A 24,951-nucleotide genomic window follows, 5' to 3' on the forward strand; every position below is an offset into this window, starting at 1 on the left:
AGTCTGACTTGCCGGACAGTCGTTGGAAAAGGAGGCTTCGGCCTCCTTTTTTATGTGCGATAGAATAGTAGTCACGATATTTCAATAGCAAAGCAAGATGATCTCGGCTAATCAGCAACGCATAGATGCAGGCTATATGGCGCAAGCCCTGGAGCTGGCAAAGCGTGCCGGAGAGTCAGATGAGGTGCCGGTTGGAGCTTTGGTTGTGCTGTCTGGCCAGGTTCTGGGGGTTGGCTATAATCGCTGCATTATCGACCATGACCCCTGTGGGCATGCTGAAGTGCTGGCATTGCAGGCCGCTGCAAAAAAACTGCAAAGCTCACGACTGGACGGCGCGACACTGTACGTCACCCTGGAACCGTGTCTGATGTGTTGTGGTGCTCTGTTGCAGGCGCGTGTCGCCAGATTGGTATTTGGTGCCAGGGAGCCTCGTACCGGAGGTGTTGTGAGTATTCATGAGGCCTTGCGGCTACATGGCGTGGATCACCATATAGCGGTCACTGAAGGCGTTGCGGCAGACGAGGCAGCGTTGATGATGCAATTATTTTTCCAGCGCCGGCGTTAAGCCAGCTTCTGCCAATACATCGTGGTTGTCGCCAGTATCTGCGCTGTTTGCAAGCAGTGATTTGTAGCGCCCGTTTTCATAGGTTGCCGACGCCCAGCTCGAATGAGCCACAGCGATGTTACTGATGCGTGAGTCAGGCTGGCGTTCGTCTACCAGGTGCGTACCGTTAAAAGTAAAGCATTGAGGATCCATGCCTTTTTGCAAAATGACGACCTCATCATCTTCCATATACGCTTGTATGGCGTTGAACTGCATGATTGCTCGCCCTGGAACATCATCGGCCAGTTGTGTCAGGTCTCGCCCAGGCATGGGGTTAAGACCCTGAATGCCTATCAGGGATAGTAGAGTGGGTGGTAGATCTGACTGGCTGGCAACTTTGTTGTAGTGCTGAGGTTTGATGCTGCTGCCCAGAACCACCGCGGGGATATGAAATCCGTTGATCGGTACCAGATCAGCTCCGTGTACTCGAGAGTTGTGGTCGGCAACGACCAGGAAAACAGTATTGTCCCAATAGCTTGATTGACGAGCTTTGGCGAAGAATTCACCGACAGCGTAATCTGCGTATTTGACAGCATTGTTGACTGTCTGTTTTTCCTTATCGAAAGGCTCAATGCGCCCATCGGGATATTCAAACGGCGTGTGATTGCTGGACGAGAAAACCAGTGAGAAGAAGGGTTTGTCTCCCATGGCTTCGAACGTCTGGTGAGCCTTTGTCAGCAGGTCCTCATCCGATACCCCCCAGGAGCCGGTAAATACCGGATCGATATAATCCTTCTCATCAATAATGGTATCGAAGCCGTTGTTGACGAAAAAGCGTCTCATGTTGTCAAAGTGCGCTTCACCGCCGTAGATGAAACTGGTGTCATAGCCCTGTTCCTTGAGCATCTGTCCAAGGGTGAAAAAGTTGCGCTGGGATTTGCTGAGTTTGACAACGCTGCGTGAAGGGGTTGGCAGAAAGCCTGTGGTAACTGCTTCGATGCCACGAACCGACCGGGTACCGGTCGCGTACAGTCTGTCAAAGCTCAAGCCTTCTTCTCGTAATGCATCGATATTAGGTGTCAGGTCCAGACCACCCATTGAGCCGACGAACTCCGCGCCCAGACTCTCTTGCAAGATAATGACAAGATTAAGTGGGCGTGCTTTTGCATTGCCTGCGCCGGCCTCATGCCATGTTGTGTATTCATCAACAAAGGCTGATTCTGGTATGTGCGACTCACGACGCACAATTGCCAATGCGTCTTCATCAGACATGTTTCCATAGCGTGCACCGCCTTGTTCCTCGTGTCGCATTTCATAAGCGGCATAGGCAACACTGTAGGTTGAATTGAGTGCCAAATCATTGATCAGAGCATCATTGGTTCGAGCAACGGTGGAAGGGTTCACCGCTCTGTGAGCAAGTGTGGAACGAGCCGCCATCACGCAGATGAGTAATAATACGAATGCCAGAGGCATAGCTACGAATGGTGACAAAGGCACTGCAGCCTGCATTGATTTTTTAACGACTAATTGCGCGCACCAGCCTAATGCCAATACGGAAGGTATGCCGAGTAACAACTGTCCGCGATAGGCACCCCAAAGAGTTGCGAATATTTCTTTGGGGTGTTCGAAGTATTCAAAAAACAGGATATTGGGACGGGCATCGAATTGTTCGGCAAATGCCGGTGTCGACATTTCCATGAAAGCAATCAACGAGAATGTCAGGGTTGCATAAATAATCAGCACCATGCGCCAGGCAGGAAACATCAGAGAAGAGGTGCTCAGCAATGGCATCAGTAACACCAGTGGCACGAGCAGCATTCCGAGTAATACCGCATCAAAACGTAGCCCCTGGCCAAGGATGAACCCGAAAGCATTGCTTTGTTCGACACGGGAGTACCAGAGACTGATCAATGCCAGTCGCGAAATACTGAGCAGCAGCAGGATCGATACGATCATCAGAGCGAATGGACGCAAGTTGTTAAGGATATTGCTGATGTTGCCCATTTCACTTTGATGACTCTGCTTGTTGAACCATGGAAGATAGATTCGCTAGCTGAGGTCTTGCTTAAGGGCAACTGAGGTTTGGCTGAATATCAGTCTGGGTATTTGAGTTGTTCAGACTGATGACTTGATCTGTTCGCTGTGACAGGGCAAAGTGCTGTCACTGTTTATTGAATAGACGAGATCATGAAGCTGCTTCTGGTTGAGGATTCGCACCGACTACAACGTTCTCTGGGTGCGGGTCTGCGTAATTCGGGCTATGTACTGGATCAGGCTTATGATGGTGAGCAAGCCTGGGCATTCCTGTGTGGTTCCGAATACGACATTGTGGTTCTGGATCTGATGATTCCCAAGATCGATGGTCTGACTCTTCTAAGTAAGCTTCGACGTGGGGGCATTCAGGCTCAAGTCATCATTCTGTCGGCCAGGGATACCACTGAGGATCGCATCAAGGGCCTGGATGCTGGCGCCGATGATTACCTGGTAAAGCCTTTCTCTTTTGACGAGCTTTTGTCTCGATTGAGAGCGCTGTCCCGCCGGCCAATATCGGCACAGGCTTCTCTGAACTCAGAGATCCAGATACTCGGTGTGGTCATCGACATGAAAGATCGAACCGTGATGTACGATCAGCAGCAAATCATTCTGACGCCTTCCGAATACAATATCGTGGCTTTGCTGGCTCAACGTCGGGGGCAGATTCATACACACGATCAACTGATTGATCGACTATACGACTCTAGCTCTGATGTTACCCGCAATGCCATAGAGGCACATGTCAGTGCATTGCGACGCAAGCTCAAAGCGGCTGGCGCCCCGGCACTGGTGGAAAACCGGCGAGGGTTCGGATATTTCATTGCGGCCAAGACGGCGGGGGAGTCAGCTGCAAATCAGGCGGAATAAGGGCGTTGGCAATCAGTTGCACACAGCGAACTTATAAACGTTCCACTGTTGTTACGCAAGGGCAGGTGCAACAACCAGGATGGTCAGTTTGTCCTGGCTCAACGTCGCTTTAACCTCGCCACCGATCTGTTTTGCACAGGAGCGTACCAGCGCCAGGCCCAAGCCACTGTGCAGGCTTGAAGTTCGTGATGTGTCTTTTTGCCAAAGTCGTTCGAACATATTGTCCAGATCCGACTCGGTGAGGTTGCTCGTCTGGTTGGTGACGCTGAATTGAATCAGTCCGTCAGTGGCTGGCTTCAGCTCAATGTCTACCTGGCTGCCTTCAGTGGCGTATTCAACGGCGTTTTCCATCAGGTTGCCGCAGATCGACTGCCATTGATCCAGACCGATACAGCCTATGGCAGTGTCAGTCATATGTACTTGCAATGTGATGCGTTTGTCCTGTGCGGCTTGTTCGAGTTTGCCTGCGCAGTGACGGACCAGCTCGGTCAGATCCTGGCAGTTTATGAGCAGGTCGAAGCCCTGTTCGCTCCTGCTTAATTGCAACAGCGTTTCCACGATACGTTGCATGCGATCAGTCACGTCTCTGACGTCGGTGCTGAATGTCTGTTTTATGGCAGGATCGTCGGGCCAGCGCTCGGTTACATCCAGCAAGGTGCGCAACTCGGCGAGCGGCGTTCTCAGCTCGTGAGCAACGTCGCCTGAGAAGCGGCGCTCACGCTCGAATGCGGCATCAACGCGGCCCAGCAGTACATTGACGCTTTGCGCCAGATCATGCAATTCGTTCACATTACTGTCAGTGCGTAATCGCTCATTGAAACGCTGCTCGTCAATGTCGTGAAGCTCGACTGCCATGACTCGAAGGGGTTTGACCGCTTTGTTAATGCTCCTGCGTGCAAGAAGCACGATCACCAGCATGATGCTTAGCCCTGTGAGCAGTAGTACCGAGTGAACCTTGTAGAGCAGGGAGTCCAGAGAGGCACGTCCAACCGCAAGCTGCAGGGTCAGAGGCTGGCGTTCGATGGTGATGGGTTTGTTGTCGGGTTCGACAAGCTGTTGTATTCGAATAATGCCGGGTTCGCCCGGGAAGTCCAGAAACTGGGCATCCATTTCCAGTGGAAATCCGAATGCACCGTCTTCGTCATAATCCAGTCGTGGCACAAAACGTTTTCTCAATAGTCGTCCTGGACGGCCATCTGGCAGCGTGACGCTGAGTAATGCCTGGTTATCTCGCTCATTGAGTCCGGGAAACGGATGACCGGAGTCTTCCCAGTAAGACAAGGAGGCAGAGTTGATCAGCGCCTTGCCACTATCATTGACCAGCTGAAAGTACTCGGCGTTTTCTGCCAGAGCATAGTTTGGCAAGGTGACTTCGTAGTTCTCCATTTCGACACCGTCATCACCATCCTCAGCCAGCGCTATCAAGCCCAGTGCTTTGGCAATCATCAGTTCGTCGAAATCTTCTTCCAGCCCCTCGGTAATCAGTACATCGAGCACCACGCCACCGGTCAGCAAGACCAGCAAAATCGTCGGCACGACGGATCGGAACAGTGCTTGGGCGAAGTCTTTCATGCGCTGATAGTACAACACAGATGACGTACTGCGCTGGCTGGTCATTCAATCCGGTGGCGCTTGAGCTCAGATCTTCAGCCAGTCTTCAGTTTGGTTTCAGCGAGTTCTCAGTTTCGCTTCAGCCGATGCTCAGTCAAGGAGTCGATCATGGTGACATGAAAGATACATTCTCCCTGCACATCGTTACTCGGCACTCCTTGCAGCCTCTCAGGCTGTCTGTTGTGCTGTTGGCGGTATTTATCAGTCTGTCCAGTCACGCAGATGATAATCGCTGTGTTGCCTGGCAGCCAGGTGGTGCCGAGGCTCTGGAAAGCAACTCCGGGCAAGCTCTGGTATTTGGTCGCATCACGATAAGAACGGGCGACTTGTTTGATTTGAGTCGTGAGTCTGAAAATGCATTTGTGCATTCTGCGGCAAATTCCCTGCACCTGAATACTCGACAGGGCACGGTTTTCAATGCGTTACCGTTTGCCGAAGGCGATGTTTTCTCTGTCGAAAAAATGCTGGAAGCCGAGCGTATTCTGCGTGGAAAACGCTACCTTCGCGATGCACTCGTCACAGCTCACAGGCTGTGTGAGAACCGGGTCGACGTCGAAGTCAGGACGGTGGACAACTGGACGTTGACACCGTCTGCCTCATTTGGCTCTGCCGGTGGACAGACACGCTATTCATTCGAGATCCAGGATATGAATGTACTGGGTCTGGGAAAGGAATTTACCCTGCGTAACTCTCGTTCGGGAGATGAACAGAAAACCTTATTCCAATACGGCGACGACAATGTATTGGGTAGTCGATATCGGCTGGGTGTCCAGTTCTCGGACATGGACGGTGAGCCGGGGTATTCGTTGGAGTTCGGATTACCGTTTTATTCCCAAGTCGCTACACATGCCTGGCAGATCAGTGCCAATGAGTCGACACGTTCACTTTCCAGTAGTGGTGCTTACGACGATCAGCAAGTGCCCGAGCTATCGCTGCAGAGCACGCGCTTCGAGCTGCAATTTTCAAAACGTCTGCCAGATTCGGATCTGCCTACAGCCCGACTCGGTGGGGGTATTCGTATTGATCAGGAGCAGACTCTAGCGGCGATTGATGGGCAGGACATTGACAGTGCGACTGACTATCAACAGGCATATCCCTTTCTGAGCGCTCAATGGAGTGAGAGTCGCTGGGTGAAGCGACAGAACTATATCGGCATTCGCAATATCGAGGACATTGATCTGGGGCTGAGTGTGTCTGCTGAAGCGGGTCTGATACTGCGGGGGCTAGGTAATGAGGAGGATACGTTGCGTTTGTCGATTGATCTTGACAAGGGCTGGTATGCCGGCAATTCATCGCTTCACAATTTCAGCTTTCATCAGCTGCAGTACTTCGGTAGCCGCGAGCTGGAGCGCAAGGAGATCAGTGTGCGTTATCAGTTCTTCTACTGGCTGAGTGATGTCGATCAACTCGATCTGCGGCTGAGTGCGCAGATGCGAGACGGTTTCTCAGCTTTCGATAACTTCGCCGTCGGTGGTGCAGATGGGCTGCGAGGATATCCCACTCGGTTCCAAGTCGGCGGCCGACGTGTTCTCGGGGTTGCAGAGTACCGCCATATCACAGCCTGGTCGCCCTGGTCGTTGGTTAACACCGCTGTCACCGGATTTATTGAGGGTGGGCGAGCCTGGTCTGAAGATGAGCAGGCAGACACGCTTGCCAATATTGGCGTCGGCCTGTTACTGGCTCCTACCCGAAGCTCACGTTCTGCGGTCAACCGGTTTGATATCGCAGTGCCCTTGAGTAGCAATGAAGATCTGGATGCTTTTCAAATCTTCATCGGCACACAAATCAATTTCTAATTAATACAGTCAATCAACAGGAATAATGAATAATACAACTGCAGTGTACTCGGGCAAGCTCGAAAATCCGTCGGCGAATAATAATCGAGGCCAGAAGGTCTGGCGATTGAGTCTGTCAGCACCGCAACTGATCGTACTGATTGTTTTATGGGTATGCCTGGTTGATAACGTTGCCTTGTGGTCCGAGCTGTACAGTCGTCTTTCACCGATCGGTGCGAGTGCCATCGGTTATGGCCTCAGTCTGCTTGCACTAATGGTGATGCTGCTGGTCATACCGATGCTGCTGCTCGGGCAGCGCTACGTGCTCAAACCCATACTTGTTCTGTTACTGATTGTATCGGCCATGCTTGCCTACTTTACCCGCAAGCTGGGCGTTGTCTATGACATGGAAATGATCAGAAATATCACAGAGACAGTCAAGGACGGAAATACGCAGGAAGGTATGGAGCTTCTGTCGTTTTCCATGGTTCTGTTTCTGATTCCAACTGCGCTTGTTCCGGCGATGTTTGTTTTGTTCACGAAAGTAGACTACGGATCATTCTGGAGAGATAGCACAGGACGGATAGGGTGGGCGGCCGCGGTGGTTGTAGTGGCGGTGGTCATGGTGATGTTCAACTTCAAATATATAACTTATTTTTCTCGGGAGAATGCAGATCTGGAAGTGTATCTGACGCCGTTTTTTCCGATCAAGACAACTTCGCAATTAATTCAGAGAAAGCAGGAAGCCAGTAAGTTCGTTTTTACAGAGCTTGGTGATGATGCCCTCAAGCCGGTGACCAGTGCCGCTCGCAAGGTAGGTATCATGGTGGTTGGCGAGACAGCACGCAGGGGCAATTTTTCACTCAATGGCTATCCGCGAGAAACCAATCCCGAGCTCTCTCAACGCAACATCATCAACTTCGATAATGTGACCTCTTGCGGTACATCAACTGCCTTCTCGGTACCTTGCATGTTCTCGTTTCTGGGGCAGAGTGAGTACACGCCAGAGAAGGCTGCTCAGCAGTCCAACGTTCTGGATGTTCTGGAGAAGGCGGGTGTCAAGACGGTCTGGGTTGATAGCAATTCGAGTTGTAAAGGGGTCTGCAATAGAATCGAGAATACCAACTTACTGAAAAATGCCGATGTCAGTAATCCCCTGTTTGTCGATGGGGCCTGGCATGACGAGGTACTGCTGGAAAATGTGGATCAATACCTGGATTCAACTCAAGGGGATGTGCTACTTGTCTTGCATACCATGGGAAGTCATGGGCCAGCCTATTATCGACGGTATCCGGAATCCTTTGCACGCTTCACACCTTTTTGTCAGAGCAAGGCACCTCAGGATTGCAGCTCCGAAGAGATAGTCAATGCCTATGACAATACGATTCTCTATACCGACTACATACTGGCTTCACTGATAGATCGTCTTGATGCCAGAAATGACAGTAGTTTTTTGCTGTATGCCTCGGATCATGGAGAATCGCTTGGGGAGAATGGTATCTACCTGCATGGGCTTCCAAGGTTTATCGCACCCGCAGTACAGCAGGAAGTCCCCATGCTGGCATGGCTTTCACCTGAGCTGATGCGTGAGCGAAACTGGTCGATTCTGCCCAACGGGGTAACTCAGGTGCAGCTTCCCTTGACGCATGACAATATCAGTACAAGCTTGCTGGGTCTGTATGAGATCAGTAGTTCACTGTACAAGCCAGAACTGAACCTGTTCAACGATGATTTCATGGGACAAGATATGAATAAGGTTGCATCGGATAACTGGTCTGATAGTGAAAGGGCGCAATCGTACAGTCCCGTTGTCAGTCAATGACCCCTGGCTCCCTCAAGGAGTGTGCTGGAGAGGCTGTCCGACAGAGTTTGTCAAATACCTCAGTGAGATTGTTGAGATGGCAGCGATGGCGATTGCGGCTCACCAGTGAGCGTGGCTTGATGGGGTGGGCGGCATTGGAGGCCAGTGTTCCCATGTTGCCCGTCGAGCTTGTACTGGTACGCTTGACACAATCGCGGCCCGCGGCCGCCATATACCTTGCCATGCTGGCAACGGTGTTTTCAGGTATTGGTGCCATCTACGGTTACGCTCTGGGCTTTCTTGCAGAGAGCTATCTGCCGTGGGACAAAATGTATACGACAGGTACATGGCTTGAGCGCTTGATACATGGCATTGATCACTGGGGGGAAGGGCTTGTGTTGTTGGCAGCCTTTGTACCTGTACCATTGGGTGTTTTTTCTTTAGGGGCGGGACTTCTGCATATAGGTCTGCTCCCGTTTATTTTCACTGTCGTTCTGGGCCGGGCATTGCGCTTCTATCTGGTGACCTTGCTGACAGCTCATTTTATTTCCGGAAAACCGAATGTCAATTCAGAAAGTTGAAAAGTGCGTGCCACCAAAACACTCGGGCCTGACCCGTATCATCAAGGCAGGGGGCTATTCGTTCAAAGGCATGTCATCTGCCTGGCACAGCGAGGCGGCATTCAGGCAGGAGTGCTTACTGGCATTGCTTCTCGTTCCCGCCTTCCTGTTAATGGACTTGAGTAGCATGGATCGTTTCATGCTGATCATGGCTACCGGCTTTGTGCTGGTTACCGAGTTGCTTAATAGTGCTCTTGAATCGGTTGTCGATCGAATTGGTGCTGAATATCACGAGCTTTCGGGCAAGGCCAAGGATATTGGATCGGCTGCTGTTTTCATCGCTCTGTTGGTCTGGGGTTATACCTGGTTAGAGGTGCTGTTTTTCTCATAGACCAGTCAAAGTAAGACAAGGTGGGAGTGCGATGGCATCATTGCACTGTGTTCCGTGTTGTACTGAAGCCTTGCATGACTGTACTCAAGATAGCTGTTGTAGGAGCTGGGCTTATTGGTAAAGCCCATATACAGACCATAGTCAACAGCTCTGAGTGTTGTCTTGCAGCCATCGTTGAGCCATCCGACTCGGTGGGTGAACTGGCGGCACAACACGGGGTTCCGCATTTTCTTTGCCTGCAGGATTTGCTGGATGCTGCGCACCCCGATGGGCTTATCCTTGCGACACCCAATCAGTTTCATGTCAGCCAGGCTGGCTTCTGCCTGAACGCCGGTATACCTACGTTACTGGAAAAACCAGTGGCTATAAACTGTGAGGAAGGCTTGCAACTGGCGGCTCAGGTCAGGCGTACCGGCATACCTTTGCTGGTAGGGCATCATCGCGCACATAGCGCAATTATGGCTCGAGCCTGCGCTATTGTTGCCAGCGGGCAGTTGGGACAGCTGGTCTCCATGATGGGAAGTGCGCAGTTCCCCAAGCCAGCCGACTACTTTCTGGAAGCACTCTGGCGTTCGCAGGCAGGCGGTGGGCCCATTCTCATCAACATGATTCATGAAGTTCATAATCTGCGGATGCTGATGGGCGAAATCACCCATGTGCAGGCGATGAGTTCCAGCGTCGTCCGAGGCATGCCGGTGGAGGAGACGGTTTCCATGAGCTTGCGCTTTGCCAGTGGTGCACTGGGTACATTCCTGCTCTCCGATGTTGCTGCCAGTAGCCACAGCTGGGAGCAGACATCAGGCGAGAATCCTGCCTACGCTCGCTATCCTGACAATGATTGTTATTTCATTGCTGGCACTCGCGGTAGCTTGTCCATACCCACGATGAGAATCAGACGTTGTATTGAGGGGCAGAACGCATCATGGTGGGATCCGCTGGAGCAGGAGATAGTCACACTCGATAGCATCGATCCTCTGATGTCTCAGCTTGCTCATTTTCTCCAGGTGATACGCGGAAAGGTGAGTCCAGCGGTGAGTGTGGTTGATGGTCTCAACAATCTGCGAGTTGTGGAAGCAATTGCCCAGGCTGTACAGACAGGCGCGCTGGTAGAGTTGGAACAAACCCATGATTGATATTGCAATGAAAAATCCGACGGTTCCTGATGCTGCGCTTTTCGATATGGACGGGCTTCTGATTGACACAGAAAGATTGTCTCTGGAGAGCTTTGCGCAAACCTGTACCGAATACTCACTGGGCGATCAAAGAGCTCTGTTTCTGTCTCTGGTCGGCAGTAATGAGGCATCTCTGATGTTGATTCTGCAGCGTGGTATTGGAGACAGGGTTGATGTCAAAGGTTTTCGAGGTCATTGGGCAGAGCGTTATCATGTGCTCATTACTGAGGGCGAGCTTCTGTTGAAGCCAGGTGTGCCTGAGTTGCTGGCATGGCTGGCCCTGAATCGCGTGAAACTGGCGGTGGCAACATCCAGTGCCACCTCGATTGCCACGATGAAGCTCACCCGGACGGGCATCATCCATTGGTTTCAGGAGATTGTCGGTGGAGATACGGTTCGAAACAGTAAGCCTGATCCCGAAATTTTCCTCAATGCGGCGGCAGTCGTGGGGGCGGACAAGACTCGCACCATCGTATTCGAGGATTCAAGCAATGGCGTGAAGGCTGGCGTTGCTGCTGGCTTTGCGGTCTTTCAGGTGCCTGATCTGGTTGAACCGACAGCAGAGCTGTTGTTGTTGCAACATCGCGTCTGCAAAAGTCTGCACGAGGTTCTGGATATTCTGAAAAGTGGCGAATTTCAGTTCAGTGGTCAGGTTTAGATCCGCTTGACTCGTGTCGTCCAGGCGAGCTGTCGAGGATTGATTCCGACCTATCCTGCAAAGAAGGGCGCATGAGTGAAGGTCACATCAGTTTGTGCAACATGATGCCGATACCGTCATCTGATTCATCACTCTAGTGTTCGTTATTCAGCTGGCACGATGTTTCTGTCAATCCGTGCCGCGTCCTTGATACAGATGTGGTCATTATGTATAAATGAGTAACAGGTATCATTCCATTGCAGTGATTATGTATTTACCTTCACAATTAAACCTAACTCGAACTGCGCGTATTTGTATGTGTTTTTTTAATAGTGCAAAAAAAACATAGAAACTAGTTACTTTTGTACTGTTCAAAGACTTGTGACGGACGTACATTGGTCCTGTTGCAAATACCGCAGCAATCTCATGTAACTCCCGGAGGAGAACTATGCGAATGCAGAAAAACGTCATCGCTTTGACCGTAGCCGCCATGGCAGCAAGCGTCTCGTTGGCAGCTAGCGCAGAAACACTGACCATCGCTACCGTTAACAACGGTGACATGGTCCGCATGCAAAAATTGTCAGGCGAATTCACCAAAGCCAACCCGGACATCGATCTGGAATGGGTAACACTGGAAGAAAACGCACTGCGTCAGAAGGTCACGACTGATATCGCTACTAAAGGCGGACAGTTCGACATCATGACTATCGGTACATACGAAGTGCCTATCTGGGCCAAGCAAGGCTGGTTGCTGGAACTTGACGGATTGCCTGATGACTATGACACCGACGACATCCTGCCAGGTATTCGTGGTGGTCTGTCAATGGATGACAAGCTGTTTGCAGCACCATTTTACGGCGAATCTTCCATGGTCATGTACCGCAAGGACCTGATGGAAAAGGCCGGCATGGAAATGCCTGAAGATCCTACCTGGGAATTCATTGGCAAAGCAGCTCGAGCCATGACAGACAAGGATGCTGGAACCTACGGTGTCTGCCTGCGTGGTAAAGCTGGTTGGGGTGAGAACATGGCGTTTCTGACTGCAACAGCCAACTCTTTCGGTGCACGCTGGTTCGATATGGACTGGAAAGCTCAATTTGATACTCAGCAGTGGGCTGACACACTCAACTTCTACGTTGATCTGATGAACGATGCAGGCCCTCCAGGTGCTTCTTCCAACGGCTTCAACGAAAACCTCACATTGTTCCAGAACGGCCAGTGCGGTATGTGGATCGATGCCACGGTAGCGGCTTCTTTCGTTACTAATCCTGATGATTCCAAAGTCGCTGATCAGGTAGGATTTGCATTGGCACCGGACAACGGTCTGGGCAAGCGCGGCAACTGGCTGTGGGCTTGGTCTCTGGCGATTCCTGCCGGTACAGAAAAAGCCGAATCTGCGAAGAAGTTCGTAGCATGGGCAACCAGCAAGCAGTACCTGGAACTGGTAGCGTCCAACGAAGGCTGGGCTAACGTACCACCGGGAACTCGTAAATCTCTGTACGAAAATCCTGAATATCAGAAAGTACCTTTTGCCGCCATGACGCTGAAAAGCATTGAGGCAGCTGATCCAACTAACCCGACTGTTGATGAAGTGCCTTACGTTGGTGTGCAGTTCGTCGCTATCCCTGAATTCCAGGGTATTGCAACTTCAGTTGGACAACAGTTCGCAGCAGCTCTGGCCGGACAAGTTAGTGTCGAAGATGCACTGAAAAGCGCTCAAGCACTGACAACACGCGCCATGTCCAAAGCCGGCTACCCTAAGTAAAAAGCTAGTACCCCTACAGTGCGCCGGTTACCACCGGTTGTATTGTGAGTGATGCGGATGACACCCTAAAGGGGTGAGGGCAGGGATGCCCGTTTCGTCCTGTCGCGTTCCGTCAGAAGTGCATTAAGCAACGATAGATGCAGTTGTTACAGCATGATCGAGTTTCGAAAGCACAAGGAGCTTGATCGAATATATGTATGAGCATCCCCTAACAGGTTTGCTTCCTATTCGAACGGATTGACGGAGGAAATCATGTCAACCACTCACTCGCGCACCGCTGGGAAGGCGATGCTCTCGCCGGCGGTCATCCTGCTTTTTCTATGGATGATTGTGCCTCTGGCGATGACTTTGTACTTCTCGTTTCTTCATTACAACCTGTTGACCCCCGGGACCTCTTTCGCCGGGATCGCAAACTATCAATACTTCCTGACTGATCCGGCTTTTTTTGAAGCCCTGGGCAATACGCTCGCCATTGTCGGAGGTGTACTTATCATCACCGTAGTTGGTGGAACGTTGCTGGCACTTCTATTGGACCAGCCCATGTTTGGCCAGGGTATTGTTCGCCTCTTGTTCATCGCGCCTTTCTTCGTCATGCCCACTGTTACGGCGCTGGTATGGAAGAACATGTTCATGAACCCCACCAATGGACTGTTTGCCTGGTTGGCGAATACTCTGGGTGCGACACCCATCGACTTTCTGGGACATCACCCGCTCGCCTCGATCATCATGATCGTGTCCTGGCAATGGCTGCCCTTTGCCACATTGATACTGCTGACTGCCATGCAGTCGCTGGACAGTGAGCAGATAGAAGCAGCCGAAATGGATGGTGCGAGTGCTGTATCGCGTTTCTTCCATATCATTGTGCCGCATCTGGCACGTGCCGGAACGGTTGTCATCCTGATTCAGACAATCTTCCTGCTATCGATCTTTGCTGAGATTCTTGTGACCACCAATGGTGGACCAGGCTATGCCTCAACGAATATCCCCTACCTTGTCTACATGCAATCGCTGCTGCAGTTCGATGTGGGTGGTGGTTCAGCAGGCGGTATTGTCGCTGTCGTTCTCGCCAACATCGTTGCCATCTTCCTGATGCGCATGGTCGGCAAGAACCTGGACCTATAGGAGAATACAGTCATGGCAAGACAAGTCACACTCAATAGACGTTTGATTAATACGGGCGTAGCCTGGGCATTCGGGATACTGATATTTTTCCCGATTTTCTGGACTATCCTGACGAGCTTCAAAACCGAAGCAGAGGCGATATCGCTGTCGCCATCGCTGTTCGATTTTGATTGGACGCTGGAGAACTATCAGGAAGTCAACAGTCGTTCCAACTACCCGCGCTACTTCATGAACTCGGTCATCATTGCTGTCGGCTCAACGCTGCTGGGTCTGATCATCGCAGTACCTGCGGCCTGGTCGATGGCCTTTGTGCCATCCAAGAAGACACGCGGCATTCTTTTGTGGATGTTATCGACCAAGATGTTGCCACCGGTCGGTGTTCTGATTCCTATCTACCTCATCTTCAGGGATTGGGGCATGCTGGATTCACGAACAGGTCTGGTTATCGTTTTGACGATGGTGAATCTACCTATCATTGTCTGGATGCTGTTTACCTACTTTCGTGAAATACCGGGTGAAATCCTTGAGGCGGCTCGCATGGATGGTGCCGGTCTGAAGTCCGAAATATTGTATGTGCTGACTCCCATGGCACTTCCAGGGATTGCATCAACACTGTTGTTGAACGTGATACTGGCCTGGAACGAAGCGTTCTGGACCTTGGTATTGACGACAACAAAAGCAGCACCGTTGACGCAGTTCATTGCCAGCTATTCCAGTCCGGAAGGTCTCTTCTACGCAAAGTTGTCGGCGGCCTCCACCATGGCAATAGCGCCAGTGCTCATCCTTGGCTGGTTCAGCCAGAAACAATTGGTCCGCGGCCTGACATTCGGCGCGGTTAAGTAGTTCTTTGCCGGCGGCAAGGAACGAATCGGATAATTCGAGGAAAATTTCATGGGAAGCATTACACTCAAGCAGGTTGTCAAACGTTTTGACGAGACAGTCGTCATTCCTCCGTTGGACCTGACAATCGAAGATGGTGAGTTCGTGGTATTCGTCGGCCCATCTGGCTGCGGAAAATCCACACTGTTACGCCTCATTGCAGGTCTGGAAGATGTCACAGAAGGCGTCATCGAAATTGACGGTGTCAATGCGACAGATCTGCCACCTGCAAAGCGTGGTCTGGCGATGGTCTTTCAGTCTTACGCACTGTATCCGCATATGTCGGTGCGCAAGAACATCGCCTTTCCATTGAAGATGGCAGGGATGGATCAGGCCGCAATCGATGCCAAGGTCAACTACGCAGCATCAACGCTCAACCTGGCTGATTACATAGACAGACGGCCCGGGCAGTTGTCGGGTGGTCAGCGTCAACGTGTCGCCATCGGTCGAGCCATCGTACGGGAGCCCTCAGCGTTTCTGTTTGATGAACCTTTGTCGAATCTGGATGCAGCTCTGCGCGGCAATATGCGCCTGGAGATAACCGAGTTGCATCAGACGCTGGCTACCACCATGGTCTACGTTACACACGATCAGGTTGAAGCCATGACCATGGCCGATAAGATTGTTGTGCTGCGAGCCGGTTACATCGAGCAAGTTGGATCGCCACTGGATCTGTACCGTGAGCCTGCGAATGTCTTTGTTGCCGGTTTTATCGGTAGCCCTGCCATGAACCTCATCACAGGGAAGAATGCAGAAGATCATGGCGCGACGACGATCGGAGTTCGCCCCGAGCATTTTTCACTGTCCCACGAAAGCGGTCAGTGGAGTGGTGTCGTTGGTGTCTCCGAGCATCTGGGGTCTGATACATTTTTACGTGTGAACGTGGAAGGTATTGGCTACCTGACTGCCCGGGCGGATGGTGAATTTCCAGCCCGTCATGGAGACACGGTCTATCTGACACCGGATCCTGAGCGTATACATCGCTTTGATGAGGCAGGTCTTCGTATCCGTTGAGGATGTAGCAGGCAGCGTGGAGCAGCGCGCGAAGTAGATCGATTGCAGGGAAGGTTGCAATGATTACGGGTGCTGCTCGAGAGGTGTAGGTCTGGCGTTTGCCGAGGCCTATGCCCGATAAGGATTCGGGGTTGTAATCGCAGGTATCAATGAGAAGGCGGCTAATCAGGGCTGCCTTGTCCAACGCTGATCAGACTGATTTTTTGTGACACGAGATGTCGCAGATCAGGTCTGCATCGAAGCTGCAGTTGAGGCTCGGCATAGCCGTATCGATATCCTGCAACTTGGTGAAAAAAAACGCCAGGCCGGGGCTTCTGTGCCCATTGGCCGAATGGCTACAGCGTCCGACCTGGTCGGCATGGCTGTTTTTCTGGCATCTAGGGATGCCGACTACATCGTCGCACAGACATATAACGTCGACGGTGGAAACTGGATGAGCTGACAAAGTGATTGACACAGATAATAGAACAGAGCAGAGCGTGAAGCTGTCACTGGACACACTGTCGCAAATACCTGCAGATGTCAGCAGACCTCTGTATGAACGCTCGTCACTGAGCAAAGGTATTCTGCATTTTGGACCCGGAAACTTCCATCGCTCACACCAGGGCGTCTATCTGGACCGACTGCTGAATCTGGGCCTGGATCTTGATTGGGCGATCGTAGGAGCCAGTGTCATGCCTGGGGATGCGCGCTTGCGCGACGTCATGATGCAGCAGGATCTGCTGTCAACGGTTGTCACGCAGTCAGCAACAACCAGTGAGGCTCATATTTCCGGCTCCATGATCGATTATCTGCCTGTGGGTGATACGCAGGCAATTCTTGACACCTTGGCGGATCCTGCTATTCGCATTGTTTCATTGACCGTGACGGAAGGTGGTTACTTTGTAGATGCGGCCACCGGCAAGTTTGACAGTGGTCATGTGGCCATTGTTGCTGATGCGGCTAATATCAGTGCACCCAAAACGGTTTTCGGATGTATCGTTCAAGGCCTTGCGGGCCGACGCGATAGAGGCGAGGCGCCGTTTACGGTCATGTCCTGCGACAACTTGCCGCACAATGGTCATGCCGCCCGAGCCGCTGTTGTTGGTCTGGCAAAACTGGTTGATGAGTCTCTGGCCGAATGGATCGATACCAATAGCCGGTTCCCCAATGGCATGGTAGATCGCATTACACCAGCAACAGGGGATTTCGAGCGTAGTCGTGTGCGATCACTGTTCGGTGTTGCCGATGACAGTCCCGTATTCTGCGAGGACTATATTCAGTGGGTACTGGAGGATGATTTCGTAGCGGGGCGTCCGGCTCTGGAACGTGCCGGTGTGCAGATCGTGCCTGATGTGGCACCTTACGAGGCCATGAAAATTCGTATCCTCAATGGTGGGCACGCTGTGCTTGCCTATCCTGCGGGATTGTTGGGTATCGAATATGCTCATGAGGCCATGCAGAATGAACTGATCAAAGGTTTTCTCGAGAAGGTACAGCTGACAGAAATAGTGTCTGTGGTACCTCCGGTACCGGGTGTTGATCTGGGTGAGTACCGCGCAAGTGTTATTGAGCGTTTTGCCAACCCTGCGATCGGCGATACGATCACTCGTTTGTGTCTTGATGGGTCCAACCGACAACCGAAGTTTATCGTGCCCACCCTGGCTGACCAGCTTGCTGCTGGTGCCAGTATCGATGGCCTTGCCTTGTCGTCAGCGTTCTGGTGTCGGTATTGCGAAGGCGTTACCGAAGCCGGGGAAACGATCGCGCCTAATGATCCTTCATGGGACCTGTTGCAAGCGACGGCCAAGGCATCCGTGGAGGATCCAGTGGCATGGTTGAAGATGCGCGATGTCTACGGAGATCTGGGCAATGATGCGCGTTTTCAGGAAAGCTTCACACGCGCGCTGACCGGTATCCGACGCGATGGCGTGGTGGGCATGTTGACCCGTTATATCAAGGGTGCGGAGTGAATACTCATGAGGCTACCGGGTAGCATTTAATGTCGTTAGCAGTACGAAGCGGAACCTCGACGACCCCCGAATTCGAGTTGACTGATGGCACCGATCGTTCGGTTCATTATCTCGAGCATGGTTTCCCGTGTCCTCTGGTGCGCTGGCATTATCATGATGATTATGAATTGCATCTGATTGTTGCCAGCACCGGTAAGGTTTTCATTGGGGACCATGTCGGTCGTTTTGGGCCTGGTCATCTGGTGCTGACCGGGCCTCGTCTTCCGCACAACTGGATCAGTCAGACCGAGGAGGTCGTCGAGCTGCGTGATCTGGTGGTGCAGTTCCGCATGAATCTGGTCTCCAGCATGGCAAAATATGCACCTGAACTGAGTGCCATATTGCCATTGCTGGAGCGGGCTCGGCACGGCATTGAATTCATGTCATTCGGAACCGAGCACGCGGAGCAGGCGCTGCGTGGAATACGTGATTCGTCGGGTGCTCTGCGCATCAGTCGTTTGCTGGAATTACTGCATGCTCTGGCAGCTGAGCAGGAATATGTACTGCTGTCCACTCTGGCCATTCGATCGCGCGCCGACCAGGCCTCGCAGGACAAGATTCAAAAGGTAACGCAGTACATCAGCGAGAACTTCTCCAATGAAATCACGTTGAATGACATGTCCACTCTGGTGGGAATGAACGACAGCGCATTCTCGCGTTTCTTTGCGAAGGCTACCGGCAACAGTTTTATCCGATTCGTCAATCGGGTTCGTATCAGCAAGGCCTGTGAGTTGTTGTCAGAAACAAAAATGCCCATTACCAATATCTGTTACGAAACCGGCTTCAATAATGTCGCTAATTTCAATCGTCGTTTTCGCGAACTCAAGGACATTACGCCACGCGAGTATCGTCAACAATCGCGGTTGAGGCACGGTGCACGTACTTTGGGTGACTGAACCTCAGAAGCAGTGCTGATTACCTGCGGCGCTGAGCTTGGCCGATGTTCAGGGCGTTGGCTGGAATGGGGAGCACGCAATCCTCGCCAACCATATACAGCTGATCTTTCTTGCTGTCAGGCACTATGTTCATGCCTCCGGTGAAAGCTCCATAAGCAGGTAGTACCGCGTATTGCTCGCGAAACCAGAATACGGGTGCTCTTACACTGCCATGGCCGGTCGCCATCAAACGCCATGTTGGGTGCAGGTGGCCTGAGAGCACATATCCATCGACATTGTTCTGGGGTTCGTGCTGCAATATGAACGGGCCGTATTGCAAGGGGTTCTGGTGCCATACGATGCGTTTGTCAATCATCGACTGACCCGGCGCTTTGTCGTGATTGCCGGTCATGATGTGCATGTCCAGCTGGGGCCGCTTTAGCAGCAGCTCACTCAGCGTAGTGAGCCAGCTTTCGTCTGACAATGGCGTGGTATGCATGAAATCTCCCAGCACCATCAGTGTGCTGGCCTGAACAGCATCACACAGCGTGAACAGACGATATAGTCCCTCATCGCTGATTCCACCGGGTATTGCGATACCCGAGCGTGCAAAGGCGTGTTCCTTTCCTGCATGTACATCGGCGACAAACAGAGTGCTACGTGCTGGCCAGTACATGACGCGTTGTGGGTGTAGCCACAGTTCTTCGCCAACACAATTGATCTTCAACGATTTGCTTTCAAAGTCGTTCATGTTGTCTGCAGCGTATCATCAGAGGCACTTTCCAGCGCGTCGAGCATGGCTTGAATGCGTTGCTGAAAACTTTGCGATGTGATGGTCTGGCTGTTGAGACTGTCCGCCCAGAGTGGGAAGGAGAGAGGCGTGAGCCGCTCCGGGCGCTCCAGTCGCCATTGCCGGCCTTGCAGGTTTTGCATCGTCGTTTTAAGTCTTTCAAATTCCAGTTGCTGATCCAGAACTTCGCGTCGGGCCTGATCCAGTAGCAGATTGTCCGGATCGTGGTTCTCGAGTACGTCGAAAATCAAACCGCTGGAGGCTTGCAACTGTTTTGCCGTCTTGGCCCGGCCCGGGTAGCCATCGAAAACCAGTCCCGAGATTCGGGCAATGTCACGAAAACGCCGTTTCGCTATCTCGCTGGTGTTGATCGAATTGAGTATGTCTGCAAGCAGATGATCGACACTGAAGGCTTGCCGCAGCTGATCGAGATCAAACTCGACAGGCTCCGGGCTTTGCAGCTCGAAGCCATAATCATTTACCTGCAGCGTGAAGGTTGAGGGCGTCAGAGCTGACAGTCGTGAGGCGACCACCATGGCCAGGCCTTCATGTGCCAGGCTGCCGGCGAAGGGGAAGCAGAACAGGCTATAGCCTTCTTGAGTACGAATATATTCAATTAGAAAGTCGTTTGGCCCGGGGAGGTATGACCACTGCTGTTGCAGTTTCAATGTGGCGTCGATGCTGAGTAATTCTGGTGAGCTTAATTCACCTTGCTGCCAGAGATGCAGAGTCTGAAGCACGCTATCAGCCAGAGCACTGGTCAGCGGTAACTGCGTGCCTCCCCAGCGAGGTACGACGCGACTTCTTTTAGTGGCCTTGCGCACGTAGGCCGTCATTTCACGGATACGGATAAATTCAAGGTGACGCCCGGCGAATTGAAAGGTGTCTCCTGGCTTCAGGCGCGCGATGAAGCTCTCTTCAGCAGTGCCGAGGCGTTTGCCTCCCTGAAAAACCACGCTAAGCTGTGCATCACTGTTGATGGTGCCGATGGCCATGCGATGGCGTTGTTGAATCTGCTCATTCATGACACGATGCACACCGGCAACTTGCAGCACCTTGTGGTATTGCGGATACCCCTTGAGTGCCTGGCCGCCGCGGGTAATGAAGTCCATGACCCACTGCCACTGGGCATCTGTCAGCTCGGCAAAACTATAGGTATCGCGAATTTCATTCAACATGTCCTGTTCGATGAATCCGCTTCCCATCGCTATCGTCACCAAGTGTTGGCACAGTACGTCCAGTGAAAGCTGCGGTGTCTGGCGAGCTTCGATTCGCTTCTCTGCCAGTGCATTTCTGACGGCAGTGATTTCAACCAGTTCCAGTGCATTGCTAGGCACACACAGAATGCGAGAGACGGCACCGGGTCGGTGTCCCGATCGGCCCGCCCGTTGCAGTAGTCGTGCAATGCCTTTCGGACTGCCAACTTGCATTACCTGGTCCACCGGGCTGAAATCCACGCCCAGATCAAGCGATGATGTGCAGACCACGCAGCTCAGTTCACCTGAGCGAAGTTGATCTTCGATGCGCACACGGAGTTTTCTGTCAAGCGAGCCGTGATGAAGTGCAACCGATTCGAGCCAGTCAGGCCGAGCATTGAGCAAGGCCTGAAACCAGAGTTCTGCCTGTGAACGGGTGTTGGTGAAAAGCAGCGTTGTGCCCGCATTGTCTATCGCTTGAATGACGGGCTTGATCAATTGCAATCCCAGATGCCCGGACCATTTGAAGCTGGCAGGGTCTGTAGGGAGAATGCTGCATACTTCGACAGAGCGTGGCACCACGCCACGAATCAGCGTGCCCTCCTTGCCTGGCCCCAGCAGGACGTCACGGGCCTGGTCCAGGTTTGCCAGAGTGGCCGAGACACCCCAGATGCGCAGGTTTTTACACAACTTGCGCAATCGGGCAAGGCACAATTGCAACTGCACGCCCCGTTTGCTGCCCAACAGCTCATGCCACTCATCAACGACAACCGTATGGATGTTGGCAAGTCCGATTTCAGAACCGGGATAACTGAGCATGACCGACAGACTTTCAGGTGTCGTGACCAGTGCAAAGGGTGGCTGCTGACGTTGCCTGGTTCGACGACTGCTGGATGTGTCACCGGTTCGGATCTCCACGCTGAGTCCAGCTCCCAGAGCATCACTGACTGCTTCCAGATTATTGCGCGTATCGCTCGCAAGTGCTCTGAGTGGCGTGATCCACAGTACGCGCAGCGCGGGATCGCCGCCGGTTGCCTCCGCGGTTGATCTGCTCATTGCATCCTGTACAGGCCCGAGCCAGGCTGCCAGTGTCTTGCCACTTCCGGTTGGAGAATGGATCAGACCGGATTGATTCTCATGCCAGGCCTTCCATGCCTCTCGCTGGAAGTCGAATACCGTCCATCCTCTGGACTCATACCAGCGTTCGGTATGATCCATGGCCTGCTGCAGGTTCATGCTTGATCTGTCAGGCATTGTTCATGAAGGTTGTTAAGTCTTGCTGTCGGGCGAAGGCTGGTTGATGAGTCGTTTTATATCGTCAAGGGTATCTGCATCGGCAGGTGCCAGATCTTTGCGCCACCGGGCGATGCGAGGAAAACGCACGGCAATACCTGACTTGTGGCGTGTGGACAGGTTGATGCCTTCAAATGCAAGTTCAAATACCTGTTCGCTGGCAACTGATCGTACCGGGCCGAAGCGTTCAATCGTATTGCGGCGAATCCATTTGTCCAGGGCATTGATTTCGCTATTGTCCAGTCCTGAGTAAGCCTTGGCTACCGGCACCAGAACTCCTTCCTGCCAGACACCAAAAGTGTAATCGGTGAACAGATTGGCGCGTTTTCCGTGTCCTGCCTGAGCGTACAACATGACAGCATCAATAGTGTAGGGCTCTACCTTCCACTTCCACCAGAAGCCACGCTTGCGACCAGTCTGGTAGGTGGCGTCAACGTGTTTCAACATCAAGCCCTCGACCTGGCGTTCACGTGATTGTTCGCGCTGTCGTGCCAGTTCGGCCCAACTGCGAGCTTCCAGAGCATTCGACATCTGCATCTTTGACGGTGATAGAGAACCTATCATGGATGTCAGCAGTTCTCGGCGCTTAGATAGCGAAAGATTGCGTATGTCCTTGCCTTCATACTCCATCATGTCATAAGCCAGAAACAGACAAGGCACATCATGAAGCAACTTCTTGCCGACTGTTTTGCGGCCAATTCTTTTCTGTAACTCGCTGAATGGCATAACGCCGTCATCGTTCCAGGCAAGTATTTCGCCATCCAGCACGGTTCCCTCTGGTAGCTGTTCGGCAACATCCGTGATTTCCGGGAAACGAGCGCCGATCAGTTCTTCGCCGCGTGACCACAAGTAGGTTTGCGACTGGCGACGAATCAGTTGTGCGCGAATTCCATCCCACTTCCATTCCGCGATCCACTCCTCTACCGGGCCCAAAGATTCTGTCTCTTTTTCCAGTGGTGATGCCAGACAGAACGGGTAGGGGCGTGAGCTTACTGTTTCACCGGAATCTTCATCAATCAGTGATTGCCAGAATTTTTCATCTGGTGTCCATTCACCCATCAGTCTATGCAAGACCAGCGCTCTGGGTAGATCGGCATGGGCGGCAACTGCCCTGGCCAGCAGTATCTGTGAGACGCCGACACGCAGGGCACCGGTCATCAGCTTGTTGATGATGTAGCATTGCTCGTAACTTTGCTGGTGCCACCATTGCACTACCTTTTTACGCTGCTGCTCCGAGTCCTGGTTGCGCAGACTTAGCAGACCTTGTTCAATCCAGTCTGCCAGTGAACGAGATTCGAGGCTCTTTCCAGGTTTTGCAACCAGCAAGGCGATAGTCTCTGCAAGATCGCCGACACTGGCATAAGCATCATCAACCAGCCATTCAGGCAGATCGCATTCCTGTCTCAACCACTCTCGCAATAGTGCGGATCCCACCAGTCGCTTGACTCGGCGACCACTCAGAAAATAGACCGTCCAGGCTGCATCGCGCGCGCTGGCCTTGTCGAAGTAGCTGACCATGGCAGCTACCTTTGCGTTGGTGGATGTTGTCTGGTCCAGTGTTTGATAAAGCGTACTAAACGCTTGCATCGCCATCTTCCTCCTCACTGAAACGGGTTTCCAATGCCGCCGCATCCATGCCCCGTTCGCGCAGTAGTCTGACCAGAGCTGTGGAGTTGCCATGAGTGGTGAGAATGCGGCGTGCCCCCGTCTGTTCGATGGTCTGCAGCAAGCCTGGCCAGTCAGCATGATCGGATAGTACAAAACCGCGATCATAGCCTCGGCGTCGCCGGTTGCCTCGAACACGCATCCAGCCACTGCAGAACCCGGTAGATGCCCGCGGGAAGCGACGCATCCAGGTAGAACCGCTAGCTCCCGGTGGTGCAATGATCAGTTCACCGGAGTAGTCACGTTGCTTGTCATCCAGGTCAATAGGCAGACCCGGCAACATGCGGATGCCGGCTGCTCGGTAGATCTCAGTCAGTGGGTGGACGGCGCCGTGCAGATAGACAGGTTTGTCACAAAAAGCTGTTAATTCGCTGAGTACCCTTTGTGCCTTGCCCAGGGAATAGGCAAACAGTACGGCCGGGCGTCCTTCGGATTGCATGTCTTGCCACCATTGTGCGATCTCTGCTGCGACCACGGCTCCGGGTTGCCAGCGGTATACCGGCAATGCAAAAGTGGCCTCAGTGATAAAGGTGTCGCAAGGCACTACCTCGAAGGGTTCACAGCTCGGATCGTGATCTCGCTTGTAATCGCCGCTGAAGACCCAGACTTCGGAATCACTTTGTACCCGCACCTGAGCTGAGCCAAGCACATGTCCTGCCGGATGAAACGAGACGCGAGTCTGACCCAGTTCAAAGGTCCGGGAATAGGGTACACCCCGAATGTCCAGATTTTCCCCCAAGCGTCGTTTCAGCAGTGGTACTGATGATTCGCTTGCATAGTAGACTTGGGCTACCGGTCGAGCATGATCAGCATGCGCGTGTGAAATGAGCGCTGTGTGGGTCTCTTTCCAGGGGTCGATGACAAAGTTGCCACGGCGACAGACAAGGCCCGTTTCCGTGGCTTGTATCAGGTCATCTTCGCTTGGCTCAGTGTGCAGGCATGCGCCCGCCTGAATTCTGGAATGCATCG

The 24,951-nt window shown here is 52.5% G+C and carries 21 protein-coding genes; 15 read left to right on the plus strand and 6 right to left on the minus strand.

Annotation, left to right across the window (positions count from 1 at the left end):
* The first annotated feature begins 97 nt into the window (after nt 1-97).
* Nucleotides 98-565, plus strand: coding sequence for a tRNA adenosine(34) deaminase TadA (tadA, locus tag IMCC3135_RS11075; RefSeq protein WP_088917657.1), 468 nt, complete (start codon nt 98-100; stop codon nt 563-565).
* Here the strand turns inward: tadA and IMCC3135_RS11080 are convergent.
* Nucleotides 542-2,548, minus strand: a complete 2,007-nt coding sequence (locus tag IMCC3135_RS11080) for an LTA synthase family protein (RefSeq protein ID WP_205738002.1) — start codon at nt 2,546-2,548, stop codon at nt 542-544. The genes tadA and IMCC3135_RS11080 overlap by 24 nt on opposite strands.
* A gap of 183 nt (nt 2,549-2,731) precedes the next feature.
* Between IMCC3135_RS11080 and IMCC3135_RS11085 the strand changes: the two genes are divergently transcribed.
* Nucleotides 2,732-3,445, plus strand: a complete 714-nt coding sequence (locus IMCC3135_RS11085; protein ID WP_088917658.1) for a response regulator transcription factor — start codon at nt 2,732-2,734, stop codon at nt 3,443-3,445.
* 51 nt (nt 3,446-3,496) lie between these two features.
* On the opposite strand, the gene IMCC3135_RS11090 is transcribed toward IMCC3135_RS11085, so the two are convergent.
* Entirely contained in the window at nt 3,497-5,017 is a 1,521-nt protein-coding gene (locus IMCC3135_RS11090) for a sensor histidine kinase (protein WP_169727443.1), read from the minus strand.
* Between the two features lie 155 nt (nt 5,018-5,172).
* Between IMCC3135_RS11090 and IMCC3135_RS11095 the strand changes: the two genes are divergently transcribed.
* The 13 genes from IMCC3135_RS11095 (at nt 5,173) to IMCC3135_RS11155 (ending at nt 19,059) form a co-directional block, all read left to right on the plus strand.
* A complete protein-coding gene (locus tag IMCC3135_RS11095) occupies nt 5,173-6,852 on the plus strand; it encodes a BamA/TamA family outer membrane protein (RefSeq protein ID WP_157735912.1) in 1,680 nt (559 codons plus the stop codon).
* Between the two features lie 25 nt (nt 6,853-6,877).
* A complete protein-coding gene (locus IMCC3135_RS11100; RefSeq protein ID WP_088917661.1) occupies nt 6,878-8,653 on the plus strand; it encodes a phosphoethanolamine transferase in 1,776 nt (591 codons plus the stop codon).
* 62 nt (nt 8,654-8,715) lie between these two features.
* Entirely contained in the window at nt 8,716-9,213 is a 498-nt protein-coding gene (locus tag IMCC3135_RS11105; RefSeq protein ID WP_157735913.1) for a YqaA family protein, read from the plus strand.
* Nucleotides 9,194-9,583 (plus strand): diacylglycerol kinase, encoded by a 390-nt coding sequence (locus tag IMCC3135_RS11110; protein ID WP_169727444.1) that lies wholly within the window; start codon nt 9,194-9,196, stop codon nt 9,581-9,583. Before IMCC3135_RS11105 ends, IMCC3135_RS11110 begins: the two co-directional genes overlap by 20 nt.
* Nucleotides 9,584-9,657: 74 nt before the next feature.
* A complete protein-coding gene (locus IMCC3135_RS11115) occupies nt 9,658-10,716 on the plus strand; it encodes a Gfo/Idh/MocA family protein (RefSeq protein ID WP_088917664.1) in 1,059 nt (352 codons plus the stop codon).
* A complete protein-coding gene (locus IMCC3135_RS11120) occupies nt 10,709-11,413 on the plus strand; it encodes an HAD family hydrolase (RefSeq protein ID WP_088917665.1) in 705 nt (234 codons plus the stop codon). The genes IMCC3135_RS11115 and IMCC3135_RS11120 overlap by 8 nt, the downstream gene beginning before the upstream one ends.
* Nucleotides 11,414-11,840: 427 nt before the next feature.
* On the plus strand, nt 11,841-13,157 hold the full coding sequence (locus IMCC3135_RS11125) for an ABC transporter substrate-binding protein (RefSeq protein WP_088917666.1): 1,317 nt from the start codon (nt 11,841-11,843) through the stop codon (nt 13,155-13,157).
* Between the two features lie 252 nt (nt 13,158-13,409).
* On the plus strand, nt 13,410-14,279 hold the full coding sequence (locus tag IMCC3135_RS11130; protein WP_088917667.1) for a carbohydrate ABC transporter permease: 870 nt from the start codon (nt 13,410-13,412) through the stop codon (nt 14,277-14,279).
* Nucleotides 14,280-14,291: 12 nt separating this feature from the next.
* The gene (locus tag IMCC3135_RS11135; RefSeq protein WP_088917668.1) at nt 14,292-15,122 is read left to right on the plus strand and encodes a carbohydrate ABC transporter permease; all 831 of its coding nucleotides are present in this window, start codon (nt 14,292-14,294) and stop codon (nt 15,120-15,122) included.
* Nucleotides 15,123-15,170: 48 nt separating this feature from the next.
* Nucleotides 15,171-16,172: an ABC transporter ATP-binding protein gene (locus IMCC3135_RS11140; RefSeq protein ID WP_088917669.1), complete on the plus strand. Its 1,002-nt coding sequence runs from the start codon at nt 15,171-15,173 to the stop codon at nt 16,170-16,172.
* 205 nt (nt 16,173-16,377) lie between these two features.
* Nucleotides 16,378-16,614: an SDR family oxidoreductase gene (locus IMCC3135_RS34015; RefSeq protein WP_157735914.1), complete on the plus strand. Its 237-nt coding sequence runs from the start codon at nt 16,378-16,380 to the stop codon at nt 16,612-16,614.
* 4 nt (nt 16,615-16,618) lie between these two features.
* Complete coding sequence (locus IMCC3135_RS11150; RefSeq protein WP_205738003.1) at nt 16,619-18,124, plus strand: mannitol dehydrogenase family protein; 1,506 nt, start codon at nt 16,619-16,621, stop codon at nt 18,122-18,124.
* 29 nt (nt 18,125-18,153) lie between these two features.
* A complete protein-coding gene (locus tag IMCC3135_RS11155) occupies nt 18,154-19,059 on the plus strand; it encodes a helix-turn-helix domain-containing protein (protein WP_088917670.1) in 906 nt (301 codons plus the stop codon).
* 19 nt (nt 19,060-19,078) lie between these two features.
* Here the strand turns inward: IMCC3135_RS11155 and pdeM are convergent, their stop codons facing one another.
* From pdeM to IMCC3135_RS11175, 4 genes are read right to left on the minus strand one after another with little or no spacing between them, the layout of a single operon-like run.
* Entirely contained in the window at nt 19,079-19,789 is a 711-nt protein-coding gene (gene pdeM, locus IMCC3135_RS11160; RefSeq protein ID WP_088917671.1) for a ligase-associated DNA damage response endonuclease PdeM, read from the minus strand.
* Nucleotides 19,786-22,278, minus strand: a complete 2,493-nt coding sequence (locus IMCC3135_RS11165; RefSeq protein WP_088917672.1) for a ligase-associated DNA damage response DEXH box helicase — start codon at nt 22,276-22,278, stop codon at nt 19,786-19,788. Before IMCC3135_RS11165 ends, pdeM begins: the two co-directional genes overlap by 4 nt.
* Before the next feature lie 15 nt (nt 22,279-22,293).
* On the minus strand, nt 22,294-23,904 hold the full coding sequence (locus IMCC3135_RS11170) for an ATP-dependent DNA ligase (protein WP_088921804.1): 1,611 nt from the start codon (nt 23,902-23,904) through the stop codon (nt 22,294-22,296).
* Nucleotides 23,891-24,949, minus strand: a complete 1,059-nt coding sequence (locus IMCC3135_RS11175) for a ligase-associated DNA damage response exonuclease (RefSeq protein WP_088921805.1) — start codon at nt 24,947-24,949, stop codon at nt 23,891-23,893. The genes IMCC3135_RS11170 and IMCC3135_RS11175 overlap by 14 nt, the downstream gene beginning before the upstream one ends.
* Nucleotides 24,950-24,951 lie beyond the last annotated feature (2 nt).

The sequence above is a fragment of the Granulosicoccus antarcticus IMCC3135 genome (assembly GCF_002215215.1).
Taxonomy (GTDB): Bacteria; Pseudomonadota; Gammaproteobacteria; order Granulosicoccales; family Granulosicoccaceae; genus Granulosicoccus; species Granulosicoccus antarcticus.